A 24,955-nucleotide genomic window follows, 5' to 3' on the forward strand; every position below is an offset into this window, starting at 1 on the left:
AAGCTATTCTTCCGGAATTCGGACGACCGGGACTTTGAAACGCTCGGCCAAGGCCTTCAGCTTGCGGGTCAACTTCGGATCGGACAATTCGTCGCCGGATTGGTCAACCTTGATGAACACGCCCGCGATCCCCAGCTTCTGGGAGGGATTGAGGGGATTCGTTCCGGTCAGCAACAGCGCTGTGGGATCTTCCGACGAGATATCAAAGCGGTTGTCATGGGTGTCCAGTACTTCTTGCGGGCTTTCGATAGAACGCCGCGGATCGTTGAGTAGTCGGAGCACTTCAGACCTTTCCCTTCCCTCGTCTTGGGCGCGAAGCAAGAAATAGTCTACATCGGTCGAGATGATGTTTTGGGGCGGGACATCCAGGATGAGGCCGGCGTCCGAGTGAGTTTCTCTATGGTCTTGGTCGATCAGGGAAGCCCACAGAACAGTCTTTTCCGGGAGTTTGGTCGGATCTTTGGCCAAATTGGTTCTTGAGGAGTCATAGGACCCCATCAGCTTATGCTCGGTTTTGGCATATGGATAAATTGCATGAATGATATAGCGGAAGGAGCGAGGGTTGTGGCGCCTGGGGTCGGTGGTGGCGGATGCCCAACCGAAATTCGCGGGATTAACGGCTGGTTCTCGCGGGAGTGCGCCGGCTGCTCGCCCTTTTTTTTCTTGTGTTCTATGTCGGGGCGCTTGGGGAGGAGGAAGCGAGAATGGTTGCAGAACGGAGTCCGCGTCCGTCTCCTGTGAATTGAGATAAAACTCGGCGAGTTTTCGGTTTGCCTCGGCGACGGCCGCAGGATTCTTTTTATCGCGCAGAAGGGGCGTTACGGCATTGACGAGCTCTTTGGTATAGGCGATCACTCCAAGCCGGTGCCGGCCGTCAGAGCCGGGCTCATGGGAAACGGTGAGAACTTTGGCCCCCTTCTTCACATGGGGAGGCGCGATCACTGCGCGGTCCGGCAGCCACGCGAGACTCGCGGCGGAATATTGCCGTGCTTGCTCGTAGATGGCCCGGATGAGCAAGTCGCGATGCGCTGGAAGAGGCATCCGGAGGCCCGCGACGTTTTCAACGCCGACTCCAAGAGAGCCGAGATGCTCCGTGAACGCCCTTACTTGGGGAAGCAAAACCTTGGGTCCGTCCTTTAGCGAGAATCCAATCCCGTCGTAGGTCGTCTTGCTCTGGAACGGGTAGACGGGGACGAACTGGGGAGTGTCTCCGATGGCGGACAGAGGTTCGCCAAGGTTTAAGTGAACGAGCTTCACGGGCCCCGCGGCCGCGGCGGCTTGGGTTAGGACGGCTCCGGCAGCGAGCGTGCAGAATCCAATAGGGGACAGTTTGCCCTTAAGACGCGAGGCCATGCCCTAGAATAGGCGTCTTTTGACCCGCCTTCCAGGGTCAATCGGCTACAAAGTGCCTAGGCCTTTCGACCTATTAGTTGATATTAAGGCATCAGGGCCATTGACAATACATAACTTATAAGTTATACTATCCCCGACACATAATGGACCTTCGGCGATTCCCGCTTCGTTGGCAAGGGAGTATGGGAACTTAAGATCGATTTCGGGCCGGGCTACCGGATATACTACCTGCGGGATGGTCAGACGGTGGTTATCCTGCTCTGCGGGGGTAACAAGGGGTCGCAGCAGGCAGATATCCGGCAAGCTCATAAGTTTGCCGCAGACTACTGGAGGCGACGATGAAGAAGAATCTGCCTTATGTTTCAGATGAGGAGGAACAACTTCGGGAGTTCCGCAAGGATCCGAAGCGAGCGACGGCTTACCTGAATGCCTGCATCCAAGTGGCCTTCGAGGAAAATGACCCGGAGTTGGTGCTCGTCGCCTTGGCCAAGGTGGCCAAGGCGCATGGCATGACGCATGTGGCGAAATTGGTCGCCGTCAAGCGCGAAAGCCTCCATCGGATGCTGTCCAAGCGCGGCAATCCGGAGTGGAACAGCATGTTCAGGGTCTTCAAAGCACTGCATCTTCGTCCCAAGCTGGAAAGCACTACGCACGCAGTGGCCTAGTTAAGAGGGGGAACGTCAAGCCGAGCCTGCATCCTATGCTTTCAGGCGCTTATCAGAACTAAGGAATCAATATTCGGCTTTCTTCGAAGGACTTGGAGGGAGTTCAAAAACGAGCGTTGGAGGAAGGGATTCCCTACCAAACCATGATTTCAAGCATCATCCATAAATACGTCGCCGGATCGTTGTAGCATGGCCTTGGCCCCTTCCCGGTCCGAGCATCGCCGGCGGCTGGCCGGGCTGCTTTCCGATGGGCTGATACTGGCGGCGGGCAACGTGGAAATCCCAAGAACACGGGACGCGACTTACGAGTTCTGGCAGGACTCCAATTTCCTCTATTTGACCGGCATCCGGGAACCCGGCTACGCCTTGCTCATATGCCCCAAAGCCAAGAGGGAAATCCTGCTCGTTCCCCGCTTGGGCGCCCATTACCGGGTTTGGGAGGGTGGAATCCCCGGCCCTCGAGAGCTTAAGAGAATTTCCGGCGTTGCCGAGGTCCGTTATCTGGACGAGCTTCCCAAGCTGATCGGACCATTGCGGGGAGAATCCCGCGTTCTCTATTCCGATCGAAGGACTTACCAGTTCTTGGGCAAGGCCCGCGCGGGGCTGTCTTTACGGGAATCCGCCTTCCAGGACGCCTTCGAGTTTTTAAGGGCCGTAAAATCGCGGGAGGAGATCGCGGAGCTGCGCAAGGCCAACGCCGTCGCGGGAGAGGCCCATTTGGCGGTCATGGCCAAGGCTAGACCCGGCCTGCATGAGTACGAGTTGAAGGCTGAATTCGACTACGCCTGCCGCAGGCGCGGCTCGCGCGAGGCCTATCCGGCCATCGTCGCCGCGGGGCGCAACGCGGCCGTGCTCCACTACCGCCACGACCAGGCGCGGATTGAAGCGGGGGATTTGATCCTTGTTGACGCCGGGGCCGAGCACAATCGCTATGCCTCGGATGTCACACGGACCTTTCCCGCAAGCGGCCATTTTTCCGAAAGACAGAGGGATATCTACTCCATAGTCCTGGAGGCTCAGAACGGATGCATCGAGCGGGCCAGGCCCGGGGTCACGATGGCGGAGCTTCACCGGCATTGCCTTAAGGTCATGGCCGAAGGCTTGAGGTCTTTGAGGCTGGTCAAAGGCTCCAACGAGGAGCTCGCGGACACCGGCGCCTTGAAATTGTTTTTTCCGCACGGCCTCGGACACATGCTGGGACTCGACGTGCACGATGCCAAGGCTAACGCCGACGCGCGGCTGGAGGCCGGTTTCGTGATCACGGTGGAGCCCGGGATCTATTTCAACCCCGCTCTTTTCCAAGCCCCGGAGCTCCGCCGCAGGCATAAGGGGAGAATCGCGTTTTCGAAAGCGAATTCTTTCATGGATTTCGGGGGGGTGCGCCTGGAGGACGACGTCGTCGTCCAGCCGGACGGGCCGCCCTTGAACTTGACGACGGTTCCGAAGGGATTAGCCGAAATCGAGGATTATTGCGGCCGGGTCCGGCCGCCGGAGGCCAAGTGAAACCTATCGTTCTCGCGCTTTTGGCGCTTGCCGCGCCGTCGTTTGCCGGGGGAGCCAAGAATCCCGACACCTTCGTCTACCTCTCCATATCGGACGCGGAGACCTTGGATCCGGCCTGGGCCTACGACGCGCAAAGCAACCTGATCATCCAGAATATTTACGAGCCGCTGTTTTTCTACGAGAAATCCTCGACCGAGAAGCTCGTCCCCTTGCTCGCCGAGAAAGTCCCCTCCCGGGCCAACGGCCTGATTTCCGAGGACGGGAAAACGTACCGCATCCCCATCCGCCGGGGCGTCCGTTTCCAGGACGGGACGCCCATGACGGCCGAGGACGCGCGCTATTCGCTCCTGCGCTTCCTGCTCCAAGACCGGGACGCCGGCCCTTCCGCCCTTCTTCTGGAGCCCCTCCTGGGCTATGCCTCGACGCGGGACGAGAAGGGGGCTCTCAAGCCCGAGGCCTGCGGCGACGCCTTCCGGGCGGTGCGAGCGGAGGGAAACGACTTGATTTTGAGGCTGCCCAAGCCCTTCGCCCCTCTTTTGTCCATTCTGGCCATCTGGTCCCCGGTCGTTTCTAGGATCTGGGCCGTAAAGAACGGGGATTGGGATGGAGCGGAGGGAACCTGCGCGCGCTTCAATAATCTCAAAAAGGAGGCTTCTCCCTTCTTTGAAAGGGCCAACGGCACGGGCCCCTTCAAGCTCGAGCGGTGGGACAAGAAGGATAACACGACTTTCCTAGTCCGAAATGACGGCTATTGGCGCGGCCCGGCCAAACTCAAGAGGGTCGTGGTCAAGGCCGTCCCCGAGTTCGCGACGCGCAAGCTCATGCTGCAGGCGGGGGACGCAGACGTCATCAACGCCGAGAGGCCGGACCTCTCCAAGCTCCAGGATATTCCCGGGGTCCGGATCATAGACGGCCTGAGCCTGCCGGATATGAACCCCATCGTGTTCTTTTCCTTCCAAATCAATCCGACGGCCAACCCCAACATCGGCTCGGGAAAGCTGGACGGGGAGGGGATTCCTCCGGACTTTTTCTTGGACAAGGACGTGCGCAAGGGCTTCGCCTATTCATTGGACTACGGCGGCTATATTAAGGACGTATTCCGAGGCAAGGCGGTCCAGGCCTTGGGGTGCCTGCCCCGGACCCTTCCGGGATTCGATCCGTCGGCTCCCCATTACTCCTTCGACCCCAAGAAAGCGGAAGAACATTTGCGAAGGGCGTGGGGAGGGAGACTTTGGGATGCTGGCTTCCATTTTACTCTGGCTTACAACGCCGGGAACGTACCCCGACAGAATCTGTGCCAGATGCTGAAACGCCAGCTCGAAAGCCTCAATCCCAGATTCAAGATCGACGTTCGGCCCATTGAATGGGCCGCATTTCTGGACCAGCAGAGGTCCGGGAAGCTGCCCATTTTCGTCTTGGGCTGGGGCGCGGACTACCCGGACCCGCATAATTTCGCCTTCCCGATCCTGCATTCCCAGGGCTATTACCCCCAGGCTCAGAAGTACCAAAATGAGGAGATGGACCGCCTCGTCGAGGCCGCGGTGGCCGAAACGGAGCTTTCCGCCCGCAAGAAGATATACGCGCGGATATTGCGCTTGGCTTACGAGGACGTCCCCCATTTGGTGGTCCTGGAGACTCTTCGCGCCCGCGTCCAGAGAAGCTGGGTCAGGGGATTCGAGCACCGGCCCATTTTCCCAGGCACGCCTCACGGCAGCTATTTTTATTCCCTCTCGAAGCAGTGAGGGCGACCCTCCCTTTATCGGAAGGGCCGCCCCGTTTCCGCGAGACTATCCTAGTACGTGGTCCAGACGCTGCCCTTGGTGTCGGTGTGAGTGCAGTTGACCCACACGGTGCCGAGGTTGGAGTCCGACATCACGTTGTTGTACAGCCAGCCCGCCGCGTCCGCGGAGCTCGTCCCGGCTGTTATCGCCGAGGTGTCCGCGTGGTAGTTCGGCGCCTTGGCGACCGGCACCGCGCTCAGGTACTTCCCGCTCACGGTCAGGGAGTCCATGTCCGTGGGATACTGGCCCTCCATGTCTCCGTAGTAGATGCTGAGCGCCGACCTGATGGAGCCGAGGTTGCCTTTCGAGGCCCCCTTGCCCGACTTGCGGATGAGCTGGGCGAACTTCGGTATGGCGATGGCCGCCAATATACCTATGATGGCTACCACGATCATCAGCTCGATGAGCGTGAATCCCGAAGCTTCCCGGCCCTTCTGCCTCGTCTTTTTCGTCTTCATTCTGCACCCCCTTCCTGCCGCTATGGACAAGGGTAAAGGTCCTTGAACTCGGCAGTGATGGCGCAGGCTCGACGATAGGATATCCTCGGAGCCTGCGGCGCGCCAGAGCAATTTGGTCACATCCCGGCCTCTTATGCTAATATTGCTTTTATGCTCAAAGCCTTGGTCCTTTCCGGCGGCAAGGGGAGCCGCCTGAGGCCCATCACCCACACCTCGGCCAAGCAGCTCATCCCCATCGCCAACAAGCCGATTCTCTTCTACGGCCTTGAGGCCATCGCCAAGGCCGGCATCAAGGAGGTCGGGATCATCGTCGGTGAGACCGCCGCCGAGATCCAGGCCGCGGTGGGGGACGGCTCGGCCTTCGGCTTGAAGGCGACCTATATCCCGCAGGAGGCGCCCCTGGGCTTAGCCCACGCGGTCAAGATCTCCAAGAAGTTCATGGGGGACTCTCCCTTCCTCATGTACCTGGGGGATAACCTTCTTAAGGAAAGCCTTGAGCCCCTGGTTTCGGAATTCAAGGCCAAGAAGCCCAACGCCCAGATACTGGTCGCCAAGGTCCCCAACCCTTCCGCCTTCGGCGTGGTGGAGCTCGAAAAGGGCCGGGTGGTGCGCCTGGCGGAGAAGCCCAAGAACCCCAAGAGCGACCTGGCTTTGGTCGGCGTCTACCTTTTCGACAAGAACGTCTTCAAGGCCATAGACCACATCAAGCCCTCGGCCCGGGGCGAGCTCGAGATCACCGACGCCATCCAGTGGCTGGTGGACCACGAGCACAAGGTGATCACCAAGCATATAGACGGCTGGTGGAAGGACACGGGCAAGCTCCATGATCTCCTCGAGGCCAATCGCCTCATCCATGAGACCTTGGCCCATCACGTGGACTTGGAGGCCTCCATAGACGCCTCCTCGCGCTTGGAGGGCCGGGTAGTGCTGGGCCCTGGAGCCACTATCGTGCAGTCGCTGATCCGCGGCCCTGCCATCATCGGGGCCAATTCCCAGATATTGAAGTCCTACGTGGGCCCCTACAGCTCCATCTACCACGACACGGTGATTGAGAACAGCGAGATCGAGCACAGCATCGTCCTCGAGCACGCCAAGATCCGCGACATCCGCAAGATACAGGACTCTCTCATCGGGCAGCGCGTGGAGGTGGTGAGATCCCCGGTGATGCCAGAGGCCTACAGGATTATGGTCGGAGACTCCAGCCGCATCGAGATACCCTGAGAAACCCATGAAAAATGAACTTTGGCTCGTGACGGGCGGGGCGGGATTCATCGGCTCCAACATCGCCGAGGAGCTGGTTCGCCGCGGCAAGAAAGTCCGAATCCTCGACAATTTATCCACCGGGAAGCTCGAGCACATGGCGGGCTTCAAGGACAGGGTGGAGTTCATGCGCGGCGACATCCGGGCCTTCGAGGACTGCCAGCGCGGGGTGGCGGGTGCCGCTTACGTCATCCACCAGGCGGCCATACGCTCCGTGCCCAAGTCTGTGGACCGTCCCATCGACTCCCACGAGGCCAACGCCACAGGAACCCTCAACATGCTCATCGCGGCCAAGGAGGCGGGGGTCAAGCGCTTCGTGTACGCCTCCTCGAGCTCGGTATACGGAGACGCCAACCGCTTCCCGCAAAAGGAGGAGTATCGTCCCCAGCCCGTCTCCCCATACGCCTGCTCCAAGCTCGCCGGCGAGCATTACGCCATGCTTTTCACCAAGACCTTCGGGCTGGAAACGGTGAGCCTGCGCTATTTCAACGTCTTCGGCCCTCGCCAGGACCCGGAGTCCACCTATTCCGCCGTGATCCCGCGCTTTATGGACCAGGCCTACCGCGGGGAGCCCCTTGAGGTCCACTGGGACGGCCGCCAGAGGCGGGACTTCACCCACATCGGCAACGTGGTTGCGGCCAACCTCCTCGCCGCCGCGGCCAAGAAGGGAGTCGGCGAGACCTTCAACATCGCCAACGGGAAAACCTATTCCCTCCTGGATCTCATCCGCGTGATCGAGAATATCCTGGGCCGCGAGCTCGAGCTCCAGCACTTTCCAAAGAGGCAGGGCGACGTGCGCAAGACCTTCGCCGACATTTCCCGGGCGCGCCGGATGCTGGGCTACAAGCCTGTCATGAATTTCGAGGACGGCCTCAAGGACACCTGGAATTATTTCGTGAACAATTACTTCAAGGCCAAGGCCCGCGCCGCGGAGCCGGTCTCCTCCAAATAATGCGCCTGCTCGTCACCGGGGGTCTGGGATTTATAGGCTCCAATTTCATACGACACATGCTGGGCGGGCGGCGCGACTGCCGGGTCGTGAACCTCGATCTCTGCACCTACGCCGGCAACCCCAAGAACCTGGCGGAGCTCTCTGAAAATCCGCGCTACCGCTGGGTCAAGGGCGACATCGCCGATCCCAAGGCCGTGGAGGGTGCCATGAAGGGGGCCGACGCCGTGGTCCATTTCGCGGCCGAGACCCACGTGGACCGCTCCATCCTCGACGCCGCGAGCTTTCTCAGGACCAATGTGATCGGAACCCAGGTGCTCCTGGACGCGGCCTTGCGGCTCAAGGTCGGGCGCTTCGTGCATGTCAGCACCGACGAGGTTTACGGCAGCGTGGGGCGGGGCCGTTCCAAGGAGGGCGCTTGCCTCGAGCCCAACAGCCCCTACGCCGCCTCCAAGGCCGCCTCGGACCTTCTGGCCCGGGCCTACTTCGTGACCCATAAGCTGCCGGTCATCGTGACTCGGGCCTCCAATAATTTTGGGCCGTACCAATACCCCGAGAAGGCTTTGCCCCTCATGATCACAAACTGGATAGACGATCGGCCCTACCCGCTCTACGGCGACGGGCTCCAGGTTCGCGACTGGCTTTACGTGCTCGACCACGCGCGCGCCATCGAGCTTATCCTCGTGAAGGGCCTCCCGGGCGAAGTCTACAACGTGGGAGGAACTCATTCCTGCGCCAATCTCGAGCTCGTGGAGGCCGTAAGAGAGCTCATGGGCAAGCCCAAGGATATGATCCGCCCGGTGCCGGACCGGCCGGGTCACGACCGCCGCTACGCTCTGGATTGCGGCAAGCTCAAGAGGCTCGGCTTCTCCCACTCCTACCCTTTCCCGGAAGCCCTGGCCCTCACGGTGGATTGGTACCGCAGCCACGAGCCCTGGTGGCGGCCGCTGAAGCGCCAAGGGAGCTACCAAGCTTATTACCAGAAGCAATACGGCGCCTGGAGAAAAAAATGAGCCGCCCTGCCAGCCCGCAAAACACCGGAGCCATAGCCGTCCTCGAAATGAGCGGCCGCGCCGTTCACGCATCCCCGGCGCTCGGAGGGGGCTGGATCGAGGCCATTGTCGGCAGCATGTTTTCTGGAAAGACCCAGGAGCTCATCCGCCGCCTGCGCCTGGCCACCATCGCCCGGCAGAAGGTCCAGGTCTTCAATTCGTCCCTGGACACGCGCTACGCCAAGGACCACATCGTCTCCCATGACCTGGCCAAGATCCCGTCCCTCTGCGTCCCGGAGGCGGGGCAAATCATACCGATGGTCCATGCCGAGACCCAGGTCGTGGGCATAGACGAGGTGCAATTCTTCGATGAGGGGGTGGTCGGGGTCTGCGAGGCCTTGGCCGACCAGGGGCGGCGCGTGATCGTGGCCGGCCTTGATCAGGACTACCGCGGTGTCCCCTTTCCCGTCACCTGCCGCCTCATGGGCGTGGCCGAGTTCGTGACCAAGAATCTCGCGATATGCGTCGTCTGCGGAAGCCCCTCCAACCGCACCCAGCGCTTGTCGGCTTCCCAGGAGATCGTGGAGGTGGGCTCTACCGACAAGTATGAGGCCCGCTGTCGCCGCTGCTTTGAACGGTAATTCGGTGACAGTTACCGAATTACCAGTTTCCAAGAAAGGTTGAAGCCGCGCTTCTTGGCTTGGGCGAAGAACGGCTCCGGGGGGATGCCGAGCTCCACTGGGTAGGCTCCGGGTTTTGAAATCTCGCCCGAGGCGAGCATCTGGGCCACGATGGAGGCCGGGAATCCCGTGGTGCGCATCATGGCGGTCATCCGGTTTTTCTCGTCGTAGAGATCCAGCATGTCGTAGACCACCTCGGCCCTCCTGCCGTCCTTGACGCCGCGCACTGTGGTGTGGATGACGACCAGGTCCTTTTCGCCCGGGCGGTGGAAGTGCTCCCGGAAAAGCCTGGCGCTGAGCTCGCGGGGGGCCAGAGAGAAGCCGTTGAGCCGGATCTTCTTTGGGCTGAAAAATCCTATGGCGCGCATCGCGTTGATCGCGGCGCAGTGGCCGGGATAACGTATGAGCTTGCAGTCCATGGTCCTGACCCTTCCCTCGTAAGTCCGGGCCAAGGTGGAAAGTCCTCCGGCCGCGTGGGCCGCCTCGCAGCGGCCCAGGGGCGGCGGGAGATCGATGTCCTCGATCTCGGAAAGCCCGGGCACGGAGACGATCCTGCCCTCGCGCAGGGCCGTGGCGTCCTCCACGTACTCGTTGATGAGCCCGTGTTCCGAGAAAGTGAGGAGGTAATTCATGGGGGGGGCCGGTTTTTGCGGCAAGCCTCCGTCCCGAATGTAAACCTCCTCGGCCTTGTCCAAGAGATTGATTCCATGGGCCGCGATGGTGGTGGTTATCCCCGGGCCGAGGCCCACGTCCGGAAGGATGGTGACGCCCGCCTTCTTGGCCTTCTCGTGCAGGGAGAGCTCCCTCAATACGATATCGGTGTTTCCGCCCAGGTCCACGAAATGAACTTTGGCCGCTATGGCGGCCTTGGCGAGCCCGAGATTGTGGAAGTAGGGCACAGCGCTCACCATGACGGTGCAGCCCTGGGCGAGCTTCTTGACCGCGGCGGGGTCCGAAACGTCGAGCCTGCGCGTCTCGACCTTCGAGGACTTTAGGAATTTCCTGGCCGAGTCCAGATTTTCCAGGGATTGGTCGGCCAGTATGACGCGCTCAACCCCCGGGTTTTTTAGGAGGTCGAAAGCGCAGGCCCGCCCCTGCATTCCGCTTCCAAGGACGAGAAATTTCATGGAGAAAAAAAGACAACCAGGAGCTTGATGAGCGCAAAGCCCCTGGCCACGTTGAGACCGTCCGGCGCCGCTTTACTGCGGCAGCAAATCCGCGGTGCAGTCCGTCGAGCTGCAAGTAAACGTCCCCGGAGGGGCGACGTAGGTGACCGTGTAGCAGCCGTAAACCGCCGGGCAGGGTGATCCACGGGTCAAGGTAATGGTCCAGGACGGCGTGGCCGTGGTGGTCACGGCACCCTGGGCGAAGTTGACCATGTTCCCGAGGTTGGCGTCGAATATGGTGGAAGTGACGGTCCCGGAGAAATAAATGCCGTTCTTGGCCAGGTAGCGTTCCTGGGCCCCCTTCATGCTGGTGATCCATTGCGTGGACTGTGAAAACTTGCCCTTTTCAACGACCTTGAAGTATTGGGGAACCGCGATGGCTGCCAGAATGCCGATGATGAGCACTACGACCAGCAGCTCGATGAGCGTAAAACCCCGTTCGCTTTTCATGGACGCCTCCTGTAGAATCTTTCCAGAGCCTGCCTTCATCCTGAATAGTTTACACATTGTCCCTGATTTATGTATGAAAAAATCATGTTCAAATTGTGAATTAAAACCGTCTGCCCTGTCAATGGCGTTGCGCTGTTGACTTTGTTTGTTCATCTGTTATACTCAGCGAGAAATGCCCAAGCTGCTGATCATCGAGGACGATCCCAAGATCATCAGGGCCATAGAAAAGACGATTTCTCTTTCTCCCGCCTATGTTTTGAGATCGATTTCGGACCCCCAGGAAGCGCTCCCCGAGGTTCTGAAATACAAGCCCGACCTGATCCTGCTCGACATCCGCATGCCCGGCGGGGACGGGAGGGTGATCCTCAAAAGCCTCAAGGAAAACGTCGCATCCAAGCACATACCGGTGATTTTCCTGACCGGCCTATCAAGCGAGGGCGACAAGGTCCTGGGCCTCAACCTAGGAGCCGACGATTACGTGGTCAAGCCTTTCGGGGCCATGGAGCTTCTGGCCAGGATACATGCCGTGGTCCGGCGCTATGGACTGGGCCAGGAGGCGGCCCCCGGCCTGGTGGAGGCGGGAGGGCTCAAGCTCGACAGCCAGAACCGCACGGCCGTCCTGGATGGCGAGGCCCTCAAGCTCCAGCCCAAGGAATTCGAGATACTGTATCTGCTGGCCTCCAAGCCCGGCCGGGCCTTCACGCGCTCCTATCTGATCGAGAACTCATCCTCCTACGGCTTGCCCATTTCCACCCGCAGCCTCGACACCCACATCAAGAACATCCGCAAGAAGCTTGGCCGCAAGTCATCCTTGATCGAGACCGTGCCCAAGCTGGGCTACCGCTTCGCGCCGTGACCGACCGGCGCAGCACTTATTTCACGTTCCAGGGCCTGATGATGGCGGTCCTGCTCCTGATTTTCCTCTACCAATACCGGGGCACGGAAGGCTGGATCGCGCGCTTCGATTTTCTCACCATCGTCCTGGGCCTTTCCCTCGTCTATTTGAGGATCGCCCCCCTGCACGTGCTGGGGAGGTGGTGGTTCCAGGCCGGGCTCTTCATGGGAGATGCGGCGCTTGCCTCCCTCACCTTGCATTGGACCCAGCCGCAATCGGACCTTTATCTCATCTATTTCCTGATCATATTCGGAACGGCTCTCACGAGGAGCTTTACTCAAAGCCTGCTGATCGCCGCGGTGACGTCTATCCTCTACCTCCTCTCGGCCTGGAGCCCCAGCAGAGGATTTCCCCATGATACCGGCTTCTGGCTGCGCTTCAACTTCCTGTGGATTTCCTCGGCTCTTTTGGCCATTCTCTCCCGCGACACCCAGCAGGCCCAATCGGACCAGGAGCGCAAGTACCGGGACCGCCTGGTCCAGGTCGAGCGCCTGGCCACCTTGGGACAGGTTGCCGGGGAGGTGGCCCATCGGATCAAGGGACCGCTTACCACCATCATGGTAAACGCCGAGGTCCTGGCCCAGCGCTACGGTCACGAGGAGAATATCCTCAAGGAGCTGGGCGAGATACAGGAGGAGGTAGGACACTGCAAGGAAATTCTCAAGCATCTCCTGGATTTGGGCCGCATCGAGGAGATAGACTTCCGGCGGGTGGACATGCGAGAGCCCTTGCGGCTGGCGCTGCGCTCCATCGAGGCTCGGCGCCTGCGCGCGGGAGTGCGCAAGAAGGTTTCCGGCCTTGACCGCCCCCTCATGGTGATCGGCGACCAATCCCTCCTGCAGGAAGCTTTCGCGGCCATTCTGCAGAACGCCGTGGAGGCATGCTCCAAGGGGGGGCACATCCGCTTGAGCGTCCAGGAGGCGGGACCGTCTCTGCGTTGGCCGAGCCTGGCAAGCTCATCCTCCCACTTTCGCGTCACCATAGAAGATGACGGCAAGGGAATAGAGGCCGCGGACCTCGAGAGCGTGTTCCAGCCTTTCTTCACGACCAAGGGCGTCGAGGGCACGGGATTGGGCCTCTCGGCCGCGCTCCGGATACTCCAGAAGCACCACGGCTCCGTCGAGGCCTACAGCAACGGCCCGGGGCACGGGACCAGGTTCACCTTGATGATACCGGAAGCAGAGCGCGGGGACAGACCTAATTCGACCAGGAAGGCGTGAAGCTGTTCCCCGGCAGGTTCGTCAGGGGATGGGGGGCGGAGCCGTCGGCGTCCATCACGAATATTTCTGAGCGGCCGTTCCTGGTGGAAGTGAAGACGATGAAGCGCCCGTCCGGCGACCAGGAGGGATTTTCATTGGAGCCTTCCCCGCGCGTGATTTGCCGCACTTGGTTCCCGGTGACGTCCACGAGGAAGATGTCCATTTTGTCGAGGTGGTGGGCTCGCCCCGAGAAAGCCAGCCATTCCCCGGTGGGCGACCATGCGGGGGAATCGCACCAGTTCATGCCGGTCAGGCGCTTGGCCCTCTGCGTGATCAGGTCGAGGATGTAGATTTGCGGGTTGCCAGAGCGATCGGAGACGAAGGCGACTTGTCCCGCGTCGGGCGAGAAGGTGGGGGAGCTGTCGGCCCCGAAATGCTGGGTGAGCCGTGTGAGTCCTCCCTCCGGGAACTCCTTTATGTACAGGTTCGGGCTCTGGCCGCGAGACAGGGTCATGAGAAGCTGGGTCCCGTCCGGAGAGAATCCCCCGGGAAGGTTCAATCCTTGCTCGGCGGAGAAAACTTGGGTTCGGCCTTTCGCGATGTCGAAGAGCATGAGGTCGGGGTTGCCGTTCTTGTAGCTCGTGTAGACAAGCTGGCGCCGGTCCGGCGAGAAGCGGGGCAGAAGATTGATGGATGCGTCGCTGGTGATCCGCCTCAGGCCGGCCCCGTCGTAGTCCATGAGGTATATCTCCTTCGTGCCCGTCTGGTTGTTGGCCAAGGCGATCCAGCTGTGCGCGATGCCCGGCTTGCCGGTCATGGCCTGGACCACGTCGTCTGCCAGGCGGTGGGCTGCGGCCCGGACATAGGCGGCGTCCTGGCGATAGTAGCGCTCGAAGACCGTTTCCCCCGAGTGGAGGTCCGTCAAGCGGGCCTGGACGGATATCTTTGACGCGGCCGCGGAGGCTCGAGCGGTCAAGAGCCAGCCCGCGGTCTTCTTGCCGTCCTCTAGGAGGTTGAAATAGCGAGAGAAGAGGAGGTCGGCCCTGACGATCTCCCGGATCTGGCGCGCCACGGCCGCCCCGGAGGCCTCGGCCGGATTATCCGCAGTGAAGGCGGGCAGGGCCAGGTCCAGGAGCTCGGCCCTGTTTTTCTGTCCGCCGAGCCTGATGTAGACGTCGCTACCGGCCCATGCGCAGGAGGGTGTCAGCAGGGCGGACAGGAGCCAGGCCCGGATCACTGCGTGGCGGCGCTCTGGGGCGGCGCCGCGGGGGGCGGGGCCAATTTCTTGAGTTCGCGCGCCGCGGCCTTGGCCTCGGGGCTCGAGGGGAAATCCGCGGGAATGGATTCCAGGTACTGCCTGGCTTCGGGAAGGTTCTTCTTCATCTTGACGAGGCTCAGGGCGTAATAGAGCCTGGCCGAGGGAATCAAGCCGCTCTTCGGGTATTTCTCGAGGAGCAGGGCGAATTGCCGGCCGGCGGCCTCCCATTTCCTGTCGCCGTAATAGGCCTGGCCCAGCTTGTAGGTCGCGACGTCGATAAGGGCGCCCTTCGGAAATTTGGCGACGTAGTCCTCGAAGCCCTTGGCCGCCAGGGAGTAGTTCTTGAGGCCCAGGCGCACGTCGGCGGTGTTGAAGAGCTCGGTGGGGGAGTTTGCCTGGGAGGCCAAGGCCGCTTTTTGCTCCTCAAGGCTCTTGGCCTGCTGGTTCGTCAAGGTCGAGCCGATGGCCGCGACTTTGTTGGAAAGCCCCACGCTCAAGTCGTCGAGCTTAGAGGAGAGCTTCTTCATGTCCTCTTGCGACTGCTTGACGGTCTCGGTGAAAACGCTCATGTCCTCGTGCAGCTGCTTGAACTGCACTCCCAAGTCCGCCTGGTTGCCTTGCATGGAGGAGACGATTTTCTTGAGCTCAATGATTTGCGCGCCTAGCTCGTCGGCCTGGTTTTCAAGGTCGAGGACGTCCCGCTGGGTGGCCAGGCAGCCGGAAAACAGCAGCGGAGCCAGGGCCAGGAGCGCGCGCTTCATGTCCTACTTCCCCGCCTCCCGGGAGCGGGCCTTGGTTTCGGCCCGGCGGTTCTGGGCCCAGCAGGCCTCATTGGATTCCTGGCAGACCGGCGCCTCCTTGCCGTAGGAGATGGTTGCCAGGGACTTGCCGGACACTCCCAAACGAACGTAGTAGTCGCGCACTTCCTTGGCGCGGCGCTGTCCCAGGGCCAGGTTGTATTCGATGGTGCCCCGGTCGTCGCAGTGGCCCGCCACGAGGAACTCGAGCTCTGGATGGTGCTTCAAGTATTCCGCGTTCTTCTTCAAGGAGGCGAGGGCATCCTCCTTCAGGGACGAGCTGTCGTAGTCGAAATGTACGGCCTCGAGGTCCTCGCTTTGGGCGAATGCCGAACCGCGCAGGCTCGCCTCGGTCGCTTCAGTTCCCGGAGCGTATGCGGGGGGATTGGCGGAGGGCGCCTCTTGAGAGCCAGCCGCGCCCGGCGAGGCGGCTGAGGCGGCTCCGGCGGCGTCTCTCGAGCTCATGGACGATCGCCTCGGGCTCGTCGAGCAGGAGATGGCCGCCGCGGACAAGGCCGTGGCAAAGAGGGCGGCGGCGAAATTCCTTGAGGATATTTTCATGACCAATCAAGCCTCCTGAAAATGAGATGAATTCCGTTCATCATAGCAAATGTCACCGCGCCGCGCGCCGGGCACGGCCGTCCGGGGCGACCTCGTAGAAAAGGGGCCGGCAGGTGTCGATGTTGACCTTCATGATTTCCTGGGGGGAGAGCTTATCAAGCTCCATGAGGATGGCTCGCAGGCTATTGCCGTGGGCGCAGATCAGCACGTTCTTGCAGGCTTGGGCTTGCGGGAGTATCCGGGAATGGAAGTAAGGGAGGGTCCGCTCGGCCGTGTCCTTAAGGCTTTCTCCTCCCGGAGGTCGGATATCGTAGGAGCGCCGCCAGACGTGGACCTGCTCTTCCCCGTATTTCCTCGCGGTCTCCGCCTTGTCCAGGCCCTGCAGGTCGCCGTAATGGCGTTCGTTCAAGGCTTTGTCCTTATGCGAGGGCAAACCGTGGATCCCAGCCTCCTCGAGGATGAGGGCCAAAGTCTCCTGGGCGCGCTTGAGCTCCGAGGTGAAGGCCACGTCGAAGGATATCCCCTTGAGCTCTCGCCCGGCCCGGCGCGCTTCCTCGGCCCCCAGGGCCGTGATGGAAACGTCCACCCAGCCCGTGAAGCGGTTCTCGAGGTTCCACAGAGACTGCCCATGCCGCACCAGAACAAGTTTTCCCATTTATTCCCGCCACCTCAATGCGTTGTTTCCGCCGGACCTTTCGAGAGCATCTGCCGCACGACCTTCCGGAAGTCCTCGAGATGGATGGGTTTGGCCATGAATTGGGAGTGCTCGGCGTCCGAAATCTGGCTCAGGATTTCCTCGGGCGCTGCCTCGCCGCTCATGAAAAGGATGGGGGTCAGGTGGCTGGCTTGATTGCGGCGCAGCGACTCGAATAGGTGGGCTCCGCTCGTGCCCGGCATATGGAAATCGAGAATGATGAGATCCGGAACCATGGCCCTGGCTTTCTGCATTCCTTCCACCGGCTCGTAGGCGGCGTCCACAGAGTGCCCTTCCAGTTCCAGAACCTCGGTGAGCAGGGCGACAATCTCGAAATCATCGTCTACAATAAGAATCTTTGCCATTTCCCTTGAGTTGCTGGCACCATTATACTTTTCTTTGTAGCACTCAACTATGAACATCCCATTCCAGCTTGCCTTGATCGCCGAGGCGCGTCAGCTTCTCAGCGAACTCGGGGGTTAGCGCGCTTTTGGTGGGGGTTTTTTCGCTGGGCCTTCATCTGGAACATGCGGCGGTCTGCTTTGTTGAGGAATTCGAGGGGGTTTTCTGATTTTGCCAGGGTCGTCACCCCGAAGCTAAAGAAGACCGGACAGGGATCCTTTTTCTGAGCCGCGGCGTCGGCTATCCTTTGGGCTACCTTCTCCGCCAATTCTTTGCCCAGTCCCGGGAGGAGGATCACGAACTCATCGCCGCCGTAGCGGTAAGCCGTGTCCATCTCCCTCCTAATATGCCCTAGGAGGATGGCTGAAAAGCTTTTGAGGAGCCGGTCGCCCTCCAAGTGCCCCTTCTCGTCGTTGACCTTCTTGAAGCCGTCCAAATCCATCAGAATCAGGGAAAGCTGGTAGCCCTGGCGGCGGGCGCGGCGGACCTCCTGGGATAGCTGCTCCTGGAAGTAGCGCTGGTTGTAGAGGGCGGTCAGATTGTCGGTGATGGAGAGCTCCCGGAGGCGATTCTCCAGTTCCACGCGGTGAGTGATGTCCTTTGAGATCCCGAGAGTCCCGATGATTTGGCCCCGGCGATCCTTGAGGAGCGAGGCGGACATGCTGACGTGGATGCGCCGGCCTTCCTTGGATTTTAGGACCATCTCGTGGTTTTGCAGGCCCTCGTCCTTCTTGAGCTTCTTCATGATGCGGTCGGCCTCCCTGCGGCCTCCCAGGTAATACTCGTAGGCGTAACGCCCGACCACCTCTTTGCTTCCATAGCCAGTCATCTTCTCGGCTCCGGGGCTGAAATAGAGGATGCGGCCCTCGGTGTCCGTCGTGCAGATGGCGTCGGCGGTGGAGGCCACGATGGCTTCCAGGTATTCCTTGACGCGGATAAAATCGCTGGAGAGATGGACGCGCGGAGCCTCCGGGTCCTGCGGCTGCAAAAGCGAGTTGTTTGACATGCACTCAGGATAGCTAGAAAGCCGAAACGCCACCAGTGGCTTTAGACCCGAAAAGGCATGGGTCTTACGTCCTAGTCCTTTGGACCCAGTTGGGGCCTATTCTCCTAGGACCCAGGAGTCGAGGCTGAGGCGGGAGGGAGGGCCCCGGTACGCCAAGAAGCTGAGCCCCAGCAGGACCGCGTCCGAGACCATGGTGGCGTCGGGGCTCGGATGGAAGGGGCCGCCGAAGCAGCCGCAATGAGGCAGCACGATGCCGCGGGCCTTGAGGGAGGCCAAGGCCGCGATGAAGCAGGCCAATAGCGTTCCCGCGCCCAGGGCCGAGGGCCGGATCCAATAGCCTAGTATGAGGGAAAATCCCAGCCACATCTGGACCCAAGGCAGGATGGCCGCCAGGCTCAAGGTCATCTCCAGAGGCGCGATTTGGTAGCTCTCGATGACGAGGGAAAATTCCTCGACGGGTGCGGCGGCCTTGTATGCTCCGGCTGCGGCCAGGACCGCGCCCACGACCAGGCGCGCCGCCACCGCGGCCCAAGCCGGAATGGCTATTTTTTGAGGATCTTGTCTATCCATAGGGGGCCTCGGGAAGCCAGCTGCCTGGATCCCGCGAAGCGCTTGTTGTTGATGAAGAAAGTGGGGGTGGAGGATACCCAGCGGAGATTCCCTTCCTTGATGTCCGTTTCCACGGCCGCGGCGGCGGCGGGGTCTTTCAGGCACGCCTCGAAGGATTTTATGTTCAGCTTGAACTCTTGGGCGTACTTGGAGAGCCACAGCGCGGCGTCCTGGCCCAGGCTCCATTGCTCCTGTCTTTCATAAAGGGCGTCATGGTAGGGCCAGAATTTCCCCTGGCGGCCCGCGCACTCCGCGGCCACCGCCGCGGGCTTGGCCCAGGCGTGCATGCTCAACGGGTAGTGCTTGTAGGTGACCCGAACCTCCTTGCCGTAGAGGGCCAGGAGCTCCTTTAAGGCCGCTTGGCCGACGCGGCAGTGCGGGCATTGGAAATCGGAGAATTCCACGATGACCACGCGGGAAGAGGGCTCTCCTTTCTGGCGGAAGGGGGGGGCTTGGGTCGACTCGACCTTTTGGAAGCCCTTGGCCAGCATGACCGATAGAGCGCAGCAGGCCGCGACCGCGGCGCCAGCGATGAGCCTTCGCTCGAGTGCCATTGCGTTCTTATTATAGGAAGAATGGCGGGGCAAAAAAACCCCTCCGCCCGGCCGGGCGGAGGGGTTTTTTGGGCTTTGCCGCGATCAGCGGTTGACGAGCTTTCCTGCGTCCACGATCCCGCTTCCCTGCTGCTCGACCGGGATCTCGTCGGAGAGCGGAGAGGCCGCGGCCTTAAGGGCCGCCCTCACGGCCTGGACCACCTTTTCATCGGATCCGGTGATGTTCTTGGCCTTGATGGCCAAGGCCGCCAAGCCAACCATGTGCGGGGTGGCCATCGAGGTCCCTGAGAGGGTGTCGTAGCCGCTCCCGCTGGAGCCGTCGCTCTTGGACTCCCAATAGGTGGAATAGATGTTGACTCCAGGCGCGATGAAGGCCACAGCGGGGCCCCGGCTAGAGAACCAGGCCACCTTATTCGCGGAGTTCGAGGCGGCGATGGTGATGGCGCCCTCATCCTTGTAGGCCCCCGGGTATGAGACCGCCCCGCCGGAGTTCCCGGCGGCCGCCATGAGGACCACCCCGGCCTTGGTCATAGCACTCACGGCCAGGCGCAGGGATTCCGTTCCGCGCGAGCCGCCCAACGACATGTTGGCCACCTGCATCTTGTTTTCCACCGCCCACTGCATGCCAGCGATGACGTTGTCGTAGGTGCCGGAGCCCTCGGCGTTGAGCACCTTGACTCCGTACAGGGAGGCCTTGGGCGCGACCCCCACGGAACCCTCATTGTTGTCCACGGCTGCTATGATGCCGGAGACATGGCTGCCGTGCCCGTTGTCGTCCTTGAAGTTGGGGCTGTCGTTGACCGTGTTCCAGCCCCCTACGATATTTTCCTTGAGATCCGGATGATTGATGTCGATTCCCGTGTCGATGACGACGACCTTGACGCCCTCTCCGCGGGTCTTGGCCCAGGCCGCCGGGGCCTTCACGCGCTCTACCCCCCAGTCTCTCTTCTGGACTCCCGGCACTCCGTCGGCCGCCGGGTGGAAAGGCTTGATCACGGCCTTGACGTCCGGCAGGGGAATGTCGGTTACCAGGGCCGGAGCCGCGGCCGGTAGCCACTTGACCTCAGGGTCCTCGTCCACGAGGAGCACCTCGGGGCGATCCTTGAGGCTGTTCTCCGCCGATTGGACCTGGGCCTCCTGGCCCTCGATCACCACGGCATTGATGAGCCAGAGCTCGCGGACGATGTTGGCCCCGGCGGTGCGCGCGATGGCCATGCGATCAGCGCGAGAAGTCTCCTGCGAGAATACGACGATGCGTCGGACCAGGTCGCCGGAAGCGGCGGCCCGGCCTGTGAAAGCCAGACCCAGCCATGCCGCGGCAAGGATCCAGCCGACTCTCCTTTTCATTATCATGTATCCTCCAGATGCTATGCTCTGCGAAAGACGCCAAGAGTGGGAAAAGCCTAGCACATTTCGGACCAAAGGTCCTATTATTGTTGTAGGTCTTTTGGGGGTGGAGGCCCGGTAGGTCTAAAAAAATCCGAGGTAGCGATCCTCGTATTCGTGGAACAGGCCGTATTCCCGGAGTTTGCGGCCGAGAAGCTCGAGGACGCCGCGGTCGGCTCCGGCTCGGGCGAAGAGCCCCTCTATCTCTCGGCGCCGGCGCGACTCGGCCTTACCCTCCGGATCGAAAAGCCCGCGGCGCTCGAGGTCTCGCACATGGACAGGGAAGGAGCGGGCCGACTCGTCCAAGGTGAATTTCATGAGGGCCAAGGACCAGCCGGAGTCGGGGCAGCGGATGAGGGCCTCGTCGCAAGACCCGCGGTCCTCGAGTTCCCCCAGGATGCGCTCGGCTACGGCCTGGGGCGTGTCGGAGAGGACCTGCGCCGAGAAGCCCTGGTTCTTGAAGTTGTACTCGAGGGCGCGCAGGAGGTCGCGGTAGGCCGAGCTCAGCCATTGGGCGAACTCCTCTGCCTCCGCGCCGAAGCCGTCGAATCGCCGGGAGAAGGCCTCTGCCGTGAGGATCTTGGGTTTTTCCGAGAGCACCGTTCCCTGGCGCAGGCGGGTCTTGCCCGCCAGATCATCCACAGGCGACACGAGATGGTATTGGATCGTGGTGGCCCCGAAGGTCGAGAGCTCTCTTTTGGGGGCCCTCATGACCTTGGTAGCATTGAGGAAGGCCCGCATCGTCTCGCTGTTCATCGCTTTTTAGAGTATATCATAGCGCCCCGAGGGCCGGATTCGATATGATTGAGGAATGCGCCGCGTTCCCGCCCAAGGGATCAACCTCTTCCAGATGATCTATGCCCTGCTTAGGGAGTATGAGGAAAAAACGGGACTAGAGCCATTGAATTTGTCCCTTGGAAACCCCGACGGGGTTCCGGAGGAGCCTATCCGCGGGCTTAAGGCTCGCTTTGCCCAGGATGCGGGCTACGATTACCACACGTACGCCGAGGACCGCAATCTCCATCGCTTCTGCGAGGGCATGGTGGAGCTTCATGCGGGCCTGCGCTATTGGGAGCATCTCCATTTGAAGGCCGTGCCGATCGCGGGAATAAAGACAGCCACCGCGCTGATGGCGCTTGCCTGCGGCTTGAGGTCGAGGGGAAAAGGGGGGAAATTCACGGTCGTTTCCAACCTTCCGGCCTACGACGTGATCGGCACATGGGCAGAGAGTTACCTGGGGGCCGAACGGATCGTTTGGCCGCTTCTTTCCTCCGAGAATATGCGGCTCGGCCTGGACGGGCTCAAGGAGGCTCTGCGCCGGCGCAGGATCGACCGGCCTGACTTGATCTTCGTGATTCGCCCCGGAAACCCGGCGGCAGTGGGCTGCACGCAAGGAGAGTGGCGTGCCCTCATCGAGTTTTGCCTCGAGAGCGGCGCGCGCCTGGTCAATGACGCGGCCTACGCTGGCCTGTCCCTGGATACCTCCCACTCCGCTCTTGCCCGGGTGGCCAAGGACTATCCCGAGCTCGAGTGGGCCGAACTCTACTCCGTGAGCAAATCCTTCAACGATCCGGGGGCGCGCCTGGGGGCCCTGGTGGGTTCGAGGGATTTCGTGGAGGACTTCGTCGTCATCAAGGGCAACACCGACTCGGGGCCGGTGCCATCGGCCATGGCGGCTTACGGGACTTTTTTTGGGGACCTGCCGGAGGCGGCGCGGTCTCTGCGGCGCCTCTCCGAGCTCTACCGCAGGCGCTTGGATTATCTCGAGCCCCGCATCGCAGGGGCGGGCTTCCGGAGGGCCTGTTCCACCGAGGCCGGATTTTTTACCCTTTGGAAGGCGCCCCGAGAGGTTCTCGGCGTGGACTTGGCCAAGGACCCCGGGACCTCGGTGTGGGCCCCGCACGAGGCTTTCAACCGCCTGGTGATTTCCAAGACCGGAATCGCGGGGGTGCATTTTATGACCCCCGAGGCAGAGCCCTTGATCCGCTACGCGGTTTGCGCCGATGTCCTGTCTCCCGTCTTTCGGGAGCGCTTCGAAGCGGGGCTTGCCCGCCTCAAACCGCGTTATTAGCGACGGAGCGGTTGCGCTTTCCTCCGCAATAATGGTACTTTAGGCCTAGATTTCATCTGGGTCTTCTGGGACAGGAGAGACTATGAAAAAAAGCATTCTCGCCTTGGCGGCGCTGTTGCTGGCGACGCCGCCGTGGCCATCTCAAGCGCAAATCTTGCCGCTCGATTTCGACCAGAATTTCGGGGTTCGCCCGCTCTTGGACCAGGTCCGGCGCTCTGCGGGGGAGGCCCGGGGCGCTGTCAAGAAGGCCCAGGTGGGGGACAATCGCTACGAGCAGGACTGCGCGGTATTCACTTTCGAGCCCAACGATCCCCCGGTTTCGGAGCGATTCCGCCTCATGAGCCGCGAATGGGAGCAGCGCTGCCAGCCAGGGCCCAACGGGACCTGGCAATGTTGGGAGGTGCCCGGCTTTCTCTACTCGGAGATAGCGCGGATTTCGCTCCAAGACCGCCGGCCGCTCCTGCCCTGGGAATCGGACAGCTTCCGGGTTTGCCTCGAGGGGCCGTGGCTTTCCATATACCAGCTCGAGTCGGGCTACGATTACAAGCTGGTCCGCGGCGGGCCGGATTTCGCCCTCGCCCCCGTCAAGAAGATTCCCATGGGTCCGGACCCCAATGGGATCGCCGTGGAGTCCCTCTCCGGCTCCCTGCAGCTCGGCCTCCAGGACAAATGGGCCTCCTACTACCAGGGCGAAAAAATATTCCTGAAGCTCGTGGTCAAGAAGGAGGTCAATTTCCCCTGGGATCCCACCGTGGCCGTGATCGATGCCACGATGACCGTGGCGCTGGATTACAAGGTAAATCTCCTGGATTACGCCGACAAGTTCGACGGCAAGCCCGTGCCGGGCAGCAAGTATTACGTCCAGGTGTCCTTCAAGAGGCTGGGCGCGGTCTCGACCGACGAGCAGGTCAAGGCCGGCGATTCAGCGCATGTTCCCTACCAGCCGGCGCGTTAGGACTGGCTGACCTGGTCGGAGATCTCGTTCTCGTCCGGCCCTTCCTTGGGGAAGAGGCGGATGAGATCTCCCCCGATCTCGCGCAGGCAGGCCTCGACTCCGTCCGCGGCCCGGCCTTGGCGCAGATGGCGCTCCAAAACTTCCTTGGCCTTATCCCACAGAGCCTGTCCCGTTTGGACGTGGACGCCCTCGTCTCCCCAGATCGCGAATTTGCGGTCCGCCCCCGCGACGAGGAGCAGAACCCCGTTGCGGCGAGCGGTCTTGTCCAAGCCCAGCTCCTTGAATTTATGGGCTGCGAGCGCCAGGATGTCCGTGCCGGGGGGCAGGCGTCGCGCCAAATGCACGTGGATCTCTCCGCTCGTGCGGGCCTCCAGCTCGGCGATGACCCGGGCGACGCGGTCTTTTTCCGAGCGGGTGAGTAATGGCTTCCAAAAGCGGAAGATCGGCATATTACCAGCCTCCGCTGGCCCCTCCTCCTCCCGAGGAGCCTCCTCCGCCCGAAAAACCGCCGAAGCCTCCTCCTTGCGAGGACCAGCCCGAGCCCCAGTATTCCGAGGTGATTGCTCTGCGCCGGCGGTTCATGTCATTGGAAAATATTCCGGGGAGGGTCATGAAGAAAAATAGCGGAACGAAAACAAGGAGGAGGACGATTATGATGACCTTGAGCGCCAGGGGGAACTGCGCTTGCTTCCCGGCGGGGACGGGCTCTCCAAGAATCTTGGCTGCAATCCCCTCGGCCACGGCCAGCGCCCCCGCGTCGAAATCGCCGGCCTTGAAATGGGGGACTCCGGCCTGGGCGAGCTCCGCGGCCTCGAGGTCCGTGATTCGGCCCTCGAGCCCGTAGCCCACCTCGACGCGCCAACGCTTTTCCTTTAGGAAGAGGCAGAAAAGTATCCCGTCGTTTCTCTCTCGCTTGCCGACGCCCCAGGCCTTGAAGACCTTATTGGCGTAGTCCTCGAGGCTTTCTCCCTCCAAGCTCTGGAAAAGAGCCGTTACGAATTGATGGCCGGACCCGTCTTCTACTTGCCGCAGGCGGCTTGAAAGGGCGTTCTCGGCCCGAGCTGATATGACGTTTTCGTTGTAAACGTGGGAGGCCGGGGAGGGGGGGATGTCCTTGGCGGCAAGCAGCAGGCAAATGTGCAGTAAAGAAGTTAAGTATGTCGTCACCAACTAAGGGCTCGCAATGGAATAATATGACCAACTGGCAGGCCCAGATTCGAGTTGATTTCGAGGCGCGAGGAGGGAGCAATGCCGCAGCGCATTGTGACCAACGAGCAACGAAGAAATCGGCCGAAGATGGGCCTGCCTGAA

General features: G+C 61.3%; 27 protein-coding genes and 1 pseudogene. 12 read left to right on the forward strand and 16 right to left on the reverse strand.

Annotated elements, in window-relative coordinates; translation table 11 throughout:
* Nucleotides 1–3: 3 nt before the first annotated feature.
* Complete coding sequence (locus tag HY921_07905; GenBank protein ID MBI5630792.1) at nucleotides 4–1,257, reverse strand: hypothetical protein; 1,254 nt, start codon at nucleotides 1,255–1,257, stop codon at nucleotides 4–6.
* Between the two features lie 291 nt (nucleotides 1,258–1,548).
* Here HY921_07905 and HY921_07910 point away from each other — a divergent pair, with 291 nt between their 5' ends.
* From HY921_07910 to HY921_07925, 4 genes are all read left to right on the forward strand, one after another.
* Nucleotides 1,549–1,695 carry a hypothetical protein gene (locus HY921_07910; protein MBI5630793.1) on the forward strand — a complete coding sequence of 49 codons (147 nt, stop codon included), beginning with the start codon at nucleotides 1,549–1,551 and terminating at the stop codon, nucleotides 1,693–1,695.
* A complete protein-coding gene (locus HY921_07915) occupies nucleotides 1,692–2,018 on the forward strand; it encodes a putative addiction module antidote protein (GenBank protein MBI5630794.1) in 327 nt (108 codons plus the stop codon). Before HY921_07910 ends, HY921_07915 begins: the two co-directional genes overlap by 4 nt.
* Nucleotides 2,019–2,207: 189 nt before the next feature.
* Entirely contained in the window at nucleotides 2,208–3,521 is a 1,314-nt protein-coding gene (locus HY921_07920; protein ID MBI5630795.1) for an aminopeptidase P family protein, read from the forward strand.
* Entirely contained in the window at nucleotides 3,518–5,263 is a 1,746-nt protein-coding gene (locus tag HY921_07925) for an ABC transporter substrate-binding protein (GenBank protein MBI5630796.1), read from the forward strand. The genes HY921_07920 and HY921_07925 overlap by 4 nt, the downstream gene beginning before the upstream one ends.
* Nucleotides 5,264–5,643: 380 nt before the next feature.
* Here the strand turns inward: HY921_07925 and HY921_07930 are convergent.
* Nucleotides 5,644–5,760: pseudogene (locus HY921_07930) on the reverse strand (prepilin-type N-terminal cleavage/methylation domain-containing protein).
* 150 nt (nucleotides 5,761–5,910) lie between these two features.
* Between HY921_07930 and HY921_07935 the strand changes: the two are divergent.
* From HY921_07935 to HY921_07950, 4 genes are read left to right on the forward strand one after another with little or no spacing between them, the layout of a single operon-like run.
* A complete protein-coding gene (locus tag HY921_07935; protein ID MBI5630797.1) occupies nucleotides 5,911–6,981 on the forward strand; it encodes a glucose-1-phosphate thymidylyltransferase in 1,071 nt (356 codons plus the stop codon).
* 7 nt (nucleotides 6,982–6,988) lie between these two features.
* A complete protein-coding gene (locus tag HY921_07940; GenBank protein ID MBI5630798.1) occupies nucleotides 6,989–7,972 on the forward strand; it encodes a GDP-mannose 4,6-dehydratase in 984 nt (327 codons plus the stop codon).
* The gene (gene rfbB / locus HY921_07945; protein ID MBI5630799.1) at nucleotides 7,972–8,982 is read left to right on the forward strand and encodes a dTDP-glucose 4,6-dehydratase; all 1,011 of its coding nucleotides are present in this window, start codon (nucleotides 7,972–7,974) and stop codon (nucleotides 8,980–8,982) included. The genes HY921_07940 and rfbB overlap by 1 nt, the downstream gene beginning before the upstream one ends.
* Before the next feature lie 47 nt (nucleotides 8,983–9,029).
* Nucleotides 9,030–9,602 (forward strand): thymidine kinase, encoded by a 573-nt coding sequence (locus HY921_07950; protein MBI5630800.1) that lies wholly within the window; start codon nucleotides 9,030–9,032, stop codon nucleotides 9,600–9,602.
* An 11-nt stretch (nucleotides 9,603–9,613) separates the two neighbouring features.
* Here HY921_07950 and HY921_07955 read toward each other — a convergent pair whose 3' ends face one another.
* Nucleotides 9,614–10,768, reverse strand: a complete 1,155-nt coding sequence (locus HY921_07955; GenBank protein MBI5630801.1) for a saccharopine dehydrogenase NADP-binding domain-containing protein — start codon at nucleotides 10,766–10,768, stop codon at nucleotides 9,614–9,616.
* 72 nt (nucleotides 10,769–10,840) lie between these two features.
* Entirely contained in the window at nucleotides 10,841–11,257 is a 417-nt protein-coding gene (locus HY921_07960) for a prepilin-type N-terminal cleavage/methylation domain-containing protein (GenBank protein MBI5630802.1), read from the reverse strand.
* A 172-nt stretch (nucleotides 11,258–11,429) separates the two neighbouring features.
* Between HY921_07960 and HY921_07965 the strand changes: the two genes are divergently transcribed.
* The gene (locus HY921_07965; GenBank protein ID MBI5630803.1) at nucleotides 11,430–12,113 is read left to right on the forward strand and encodes a response regulator transcription factor; all 684 of its coding nucleotides are present in this window, start codon (nucleotides 11,430–11,432) and stop codon (nucleotides 12,111–12,113) included.
* Nucleotides 12,110–13,372, forward strand: a complete 1,263-nt coding sequence (locus HY921_07970) for a hypothetical protein (protein MBI5630804.1) — start codon at nucleotides 12,110–12,112, stop codon at nucleotides 13,370–13,372. The genes HY921_07965 and HY921_07970 overlap by 4 nt, the downstream gene beginning before the upstream one ends.
* Here the strand turns inward: HY921_07970 and HY921_07975 are convergent.
* The 10 genes from HY921_07975 to HY921_08020 all read right to left on the reverse strand — a co-directional run bounded on the left by HY921_07975 (nucleotide 13,350) and on the right by HY921_08020 (nucleotide 21,374).
* Nucleotides 13,350–14,588 (reverse strand): PD40 domain-containing protein, encoded by a 1,239-nt coding sequence (locus HY921_07975; GenBank protein ID MBI5630805.1) that lies wholly within the window; start codon nucleotides 14,586–14,588, stop codon nucleotides 13,350–13,352. The genes HY921_07970 and HY921_07975 overlap by 23 nt on opposite strands.
* Nucleotides 14,585–15,370, reverse strand: a complete 786-nt coding sequence (gene bamD / locus HY921_07980; protein ID MBI5630806.1) for an outer membrane protein assembly factor BamD — start codon at nucleotides 15,368–15,370, stop codon at nucleotides 14,585–14,587. Before bamD ends, HY921_07975 begins: the two co-directional genes overlap by 4 nt.
* Before the next feature lie 3 nt (nucleotides 15,371–15,373).
* Entirely contained in the window at nucleotides 15,374–15,871 is a 498-nt protein-coding gene (gene pal, locus HY921_07985) for a peptidoglycan-associated lipoprotein Pal (GenBank protein MBI5630807.1), read from the reverse strand.
* A 148-nt stretch (nucleotides 15,872–16,019) separates the two neighbouring features.
* Nucleotides 16,020–16,622, reverse strand: a complete 603-nt coding sequence (locus HY921_07990) for a 2,3-diphosphoglycerate-dependent phosphoglycerate mutase (GenBank protein ID MBI5630808.1) — start codon at nucleotides 16,620–16,622, stop codon at nucleotides 16,020–16,022.
* A 14-nt stretch (nucleotides 16,623–16,636) separates the two neighbouring features.
* Nucleotides 16,637–17,026, reverse strand: a complete 390-nt coding sequence (locus HY921_07995) for a response regulator (GenBank protein ID MBI5630809.1) — start codon at nucleotides 17,024–17,026, stop codon at nucleotides 16,637–16,639.
* 98 nt (nucleotides 17,027–17,124) lie between these two features.
* Nucleotides 17,125–18,069 carry a diguanylate cyclase gene (locus HY921_08000; protein MBI5630810.1) on the reverse strand — a complete coding sequence of 315 codons (945 nt, stop codon included), beginning with the start codon at nucleotides 18,067–18,069 and terminating at the stop codon, nucleotides 17,125–17,127.
* Between the two features lie 96 nt (nucleotides 18,070–18,165).
* Nucleotides 18,166–18,639 carry a DoxX family protein gene (locus HY921_08005; protein ID MBI5630811.1) on the reverse strand — a complete coding sequence of 158 codons (474 nt, stop codon included), beginning with the start codon at nucleotides 18,637–18,639 and terminating at the stop codon, nucleotides 18,166–18,168.
* Nucleotides 18,612–19,232, reverse strand: coding sequence for a DsbA family protein (locus HY921_08010; protein ID MBI5630812.1), 621 nt, complete (start codon nucleotides 19,230–19,232; stop codon nucleotides 18,612–18,614). Before HY921_08010 ends, HY921_08005 begins: the two co-directional genes overlap by 28 nt.
* An 84-nt stretch (nucleotides 19,233–19,316) precedes the next feature.
* On the reverse strand, nucleotides 19,317–20,579 hold the full coding sequence (locus HY921_08015) for a S8 family peptidase (protein ID MBI5630813.1): 1,263 nt from the start codon (nucleotides 20,577–20,579) through the stop codon (nucleotides 19,317–19,319).
* 123 nt (nucleotides 20,580–20,702) lie between these two features.
* Nucleotides 20,703–21,374 (reverse strand): hypothetical protein, encoded by a 672-nt coding sequence (locus HY921_08020; protein MBI5630814.1) that lies wholly within the window; start codon nucleotides 21,372–21,374, stop codon nucleotides 20,703–20,705.
* A gap of 55 nt (nucleotides 21,375–21,429) precedes the next feature.
* Here HY921_08020 and HY921_08025 point away from each other — a divergent pair, with 55 nt between their 5' ends.
* Nucleotides 21,430–22,689, forward strand: a complete 1,260-nt coding sequence (locus tag HY921_08025) for an aminotransferase class I/II-fold pyridoxal phosphate-dependent enzyme (protein ID MBI5630815.1) — start codon at nucleotides 21,430–21,432, stop codon at nucleotides 22,687–22,689.
* 82 nt (nucleotides 22,690–22,771) lie between these two features.
* The gene (locus tag HY921_08030; protein ID MBI5630816.1) at nucleotides 22,772–23,644 is read left to right on the forward strand and encodes a hypothetical protein; all 873 of its coding nucleotides are present in this window, start codon (nucleotides 22,772–22,774) and stop codon (nucleotides 23,642–23,644) included.
* On the opposite strand, the gene HY921_08035 is transcribed toward HY921_08030, so the two are convergent.
* On the reverse strand, nucleotides 23,641–24,093 hold the full coding sequence (locus HY921_08035; GenBank protein ID MBI5630817.1) for a TPM domain-containing protein: 453 nt from the start codon (nucleotides 24,091–24,093) through the stop codon (nucleotides 23,641–23,643). The genes HY921_08030 and HY921_08035 overlap by 4 nt on opposite strands.
* Nucleotide 24,094: 1 nt before the next feature.
* A complete protein-coding gene (locus HY921_08040) occupies nucleotides 24,095–24,811 on the reverse strand; it encodes a TPM domain-containing protein (protein MBI5630818.1) in 717 nt (238 codons plus the stop codon).
* Nucleotides 24,812–24,955: the final 144 nt, after the last annotated feature.

Source organism: Elusimicrobiota bacterium (genome assembly GCA_016218575.1).
GTDB lineage: Bacteria > Elusimicrobiota > Elusimicrobia > UBA1565 > UBA9628 > JACRDN01.

Coding starts and splice junctions, on each gene's coding strand:
- HY921_08020 (MBI5630814.1), bottom strand. CDS start 21,374: ATGAACAGCGAGACGATGCGGGCCTTCCTCAATGCTACCAAGGTCATG.
- HY921_07990 (MBI5630808.1), bottom strand. CDS start 16,622: ATGGGAAAACTTGTTCTGGTGCGGCATGGGCAGTCTCTGTGGAACCTC.
- HY921_07940 (MBI5630798.1), top strand. CDS start 6,989: ATGAAAAATGAACTTTGGCTCGTGACGGGCGGGGCGGGATTCATCGGC.
- HY921_08005 (MBI5630811.1), bottom strand. CDS start 18,639: ATGGATAGACAAGATCCTCAAAAAATAGCCATTCCGGCTTGGGCCGCG.
- rfbB (MBI5630799.1), top strand. CDS start 7,972: ATGCGCCTGCTCGTCACCGGGGGTCTGGGATTTATAGGCTCCAATTTC.
- HY921_07955 (MBI5630801.1), bottom strand. CDS start 10,768: ATGAAATTTCTCGTCCTTGGAAGCGGAATGCAGGGGCGGGCCTGCGCT.
- HY921_07960 (MBI5630802.1), bottom strand. CDS start 11,257: ATGAAAAGCGAACGGGGTTTTACGCTCATCGAGCTGCTGGTCGTAGTG.
- HY921_07920 (MBI5630795.1), top strand. CDS start 2,208: ATGGCCTTGGCCCCTTCCCGGTCCGAGCATCGCCGGCGGCTGGCCGGG.
- HY921_07950 (MBI5630800.1), top strand. CDS start 9,030: ATGAGCGGCCGCGCCGTTCACGCATCCCCGGCGCTCGGAGGGGGCTGG.
- bamD (MBI5630806.1), bottom strand. CDS start 15,370: ATGAAGCGCGCGCTCCTGGCCCTGGCTCCGCTGCTGTTTTCCGGCTGC.
- pal (MBI5630807.1), bottom strand. CDS start 15,871: ATGAGCTCGAGAGACGCCGCCGGAGCCGCCTCAGCCGCCTCGCCGGGC.
- HY921_08015 (MBI5630813.1), bottom strand. CDS start 20,579: ATGAAAAGGAGAGTCGGCTGGATCCTTGCCGCGGCATGGCTGGGTCTG.
- HY921_07915 (MBI5630794.1), top strand. CDS start 1,692: ATGAAGAAGAATCTGCCTTATGTTTCAGATGAGGAGGAACAACTTCGG.
- HY921_07935 (MBI5630797.1), top strand. CDS start 5,911: ATGCTCAAAGCCTTGGTCCTTTCCGGCGGCAAGGGGAGCCGCCTGAGG.
- HY921_08000 (MBI5630810.1), bottom strand. CDS start 18,069: ATGTCAAACAACTCGCTTTTGCAGCCGCAGGACCCGGAGGCTCCGCGC.
- HY921_08030 (MBI5630816.1), top strand. CDS start 22,772: ATGAAAAAAAGCATTCTCGCCTTGGCGGCGCTGTTGCTGGCGACGCCG.
- HY921_08025 (MBI5630815.1), top strand. CDS start 21,430: ATGCGCCGCGTTCCCGCCCAAGGGATCAACCTCTTCCAGATGATCTAT.
- HY921_08010 (MBI5630812.1), bottom strand. CDS start 19,232: ATGGCACTCGAGCGAAGGCTCATCGCTGGCGCCGCGGTCGCGGCCTGC.
- HY921_07965 (MBI5630803.1), top strand. CDS start 11,430: ATGCCCAAGCTGCTGATCATCGAGGACGATCCCAAGATCATCAGGGCC.
- HY921_08035 (MBI5630817.1), bottom strand. CDS start 24,093: ATGCCGATCTTCCGCTTTTGGAAGCCATTACTCACCCGCTCGGAAAAA.
- HY921_07995 (MBI5630809.1), bottom strand. CDS start 17,026: ATGGCAAAGATTCTTATTGTAGACGATGATTTCGAGATTGTCGCCCTG.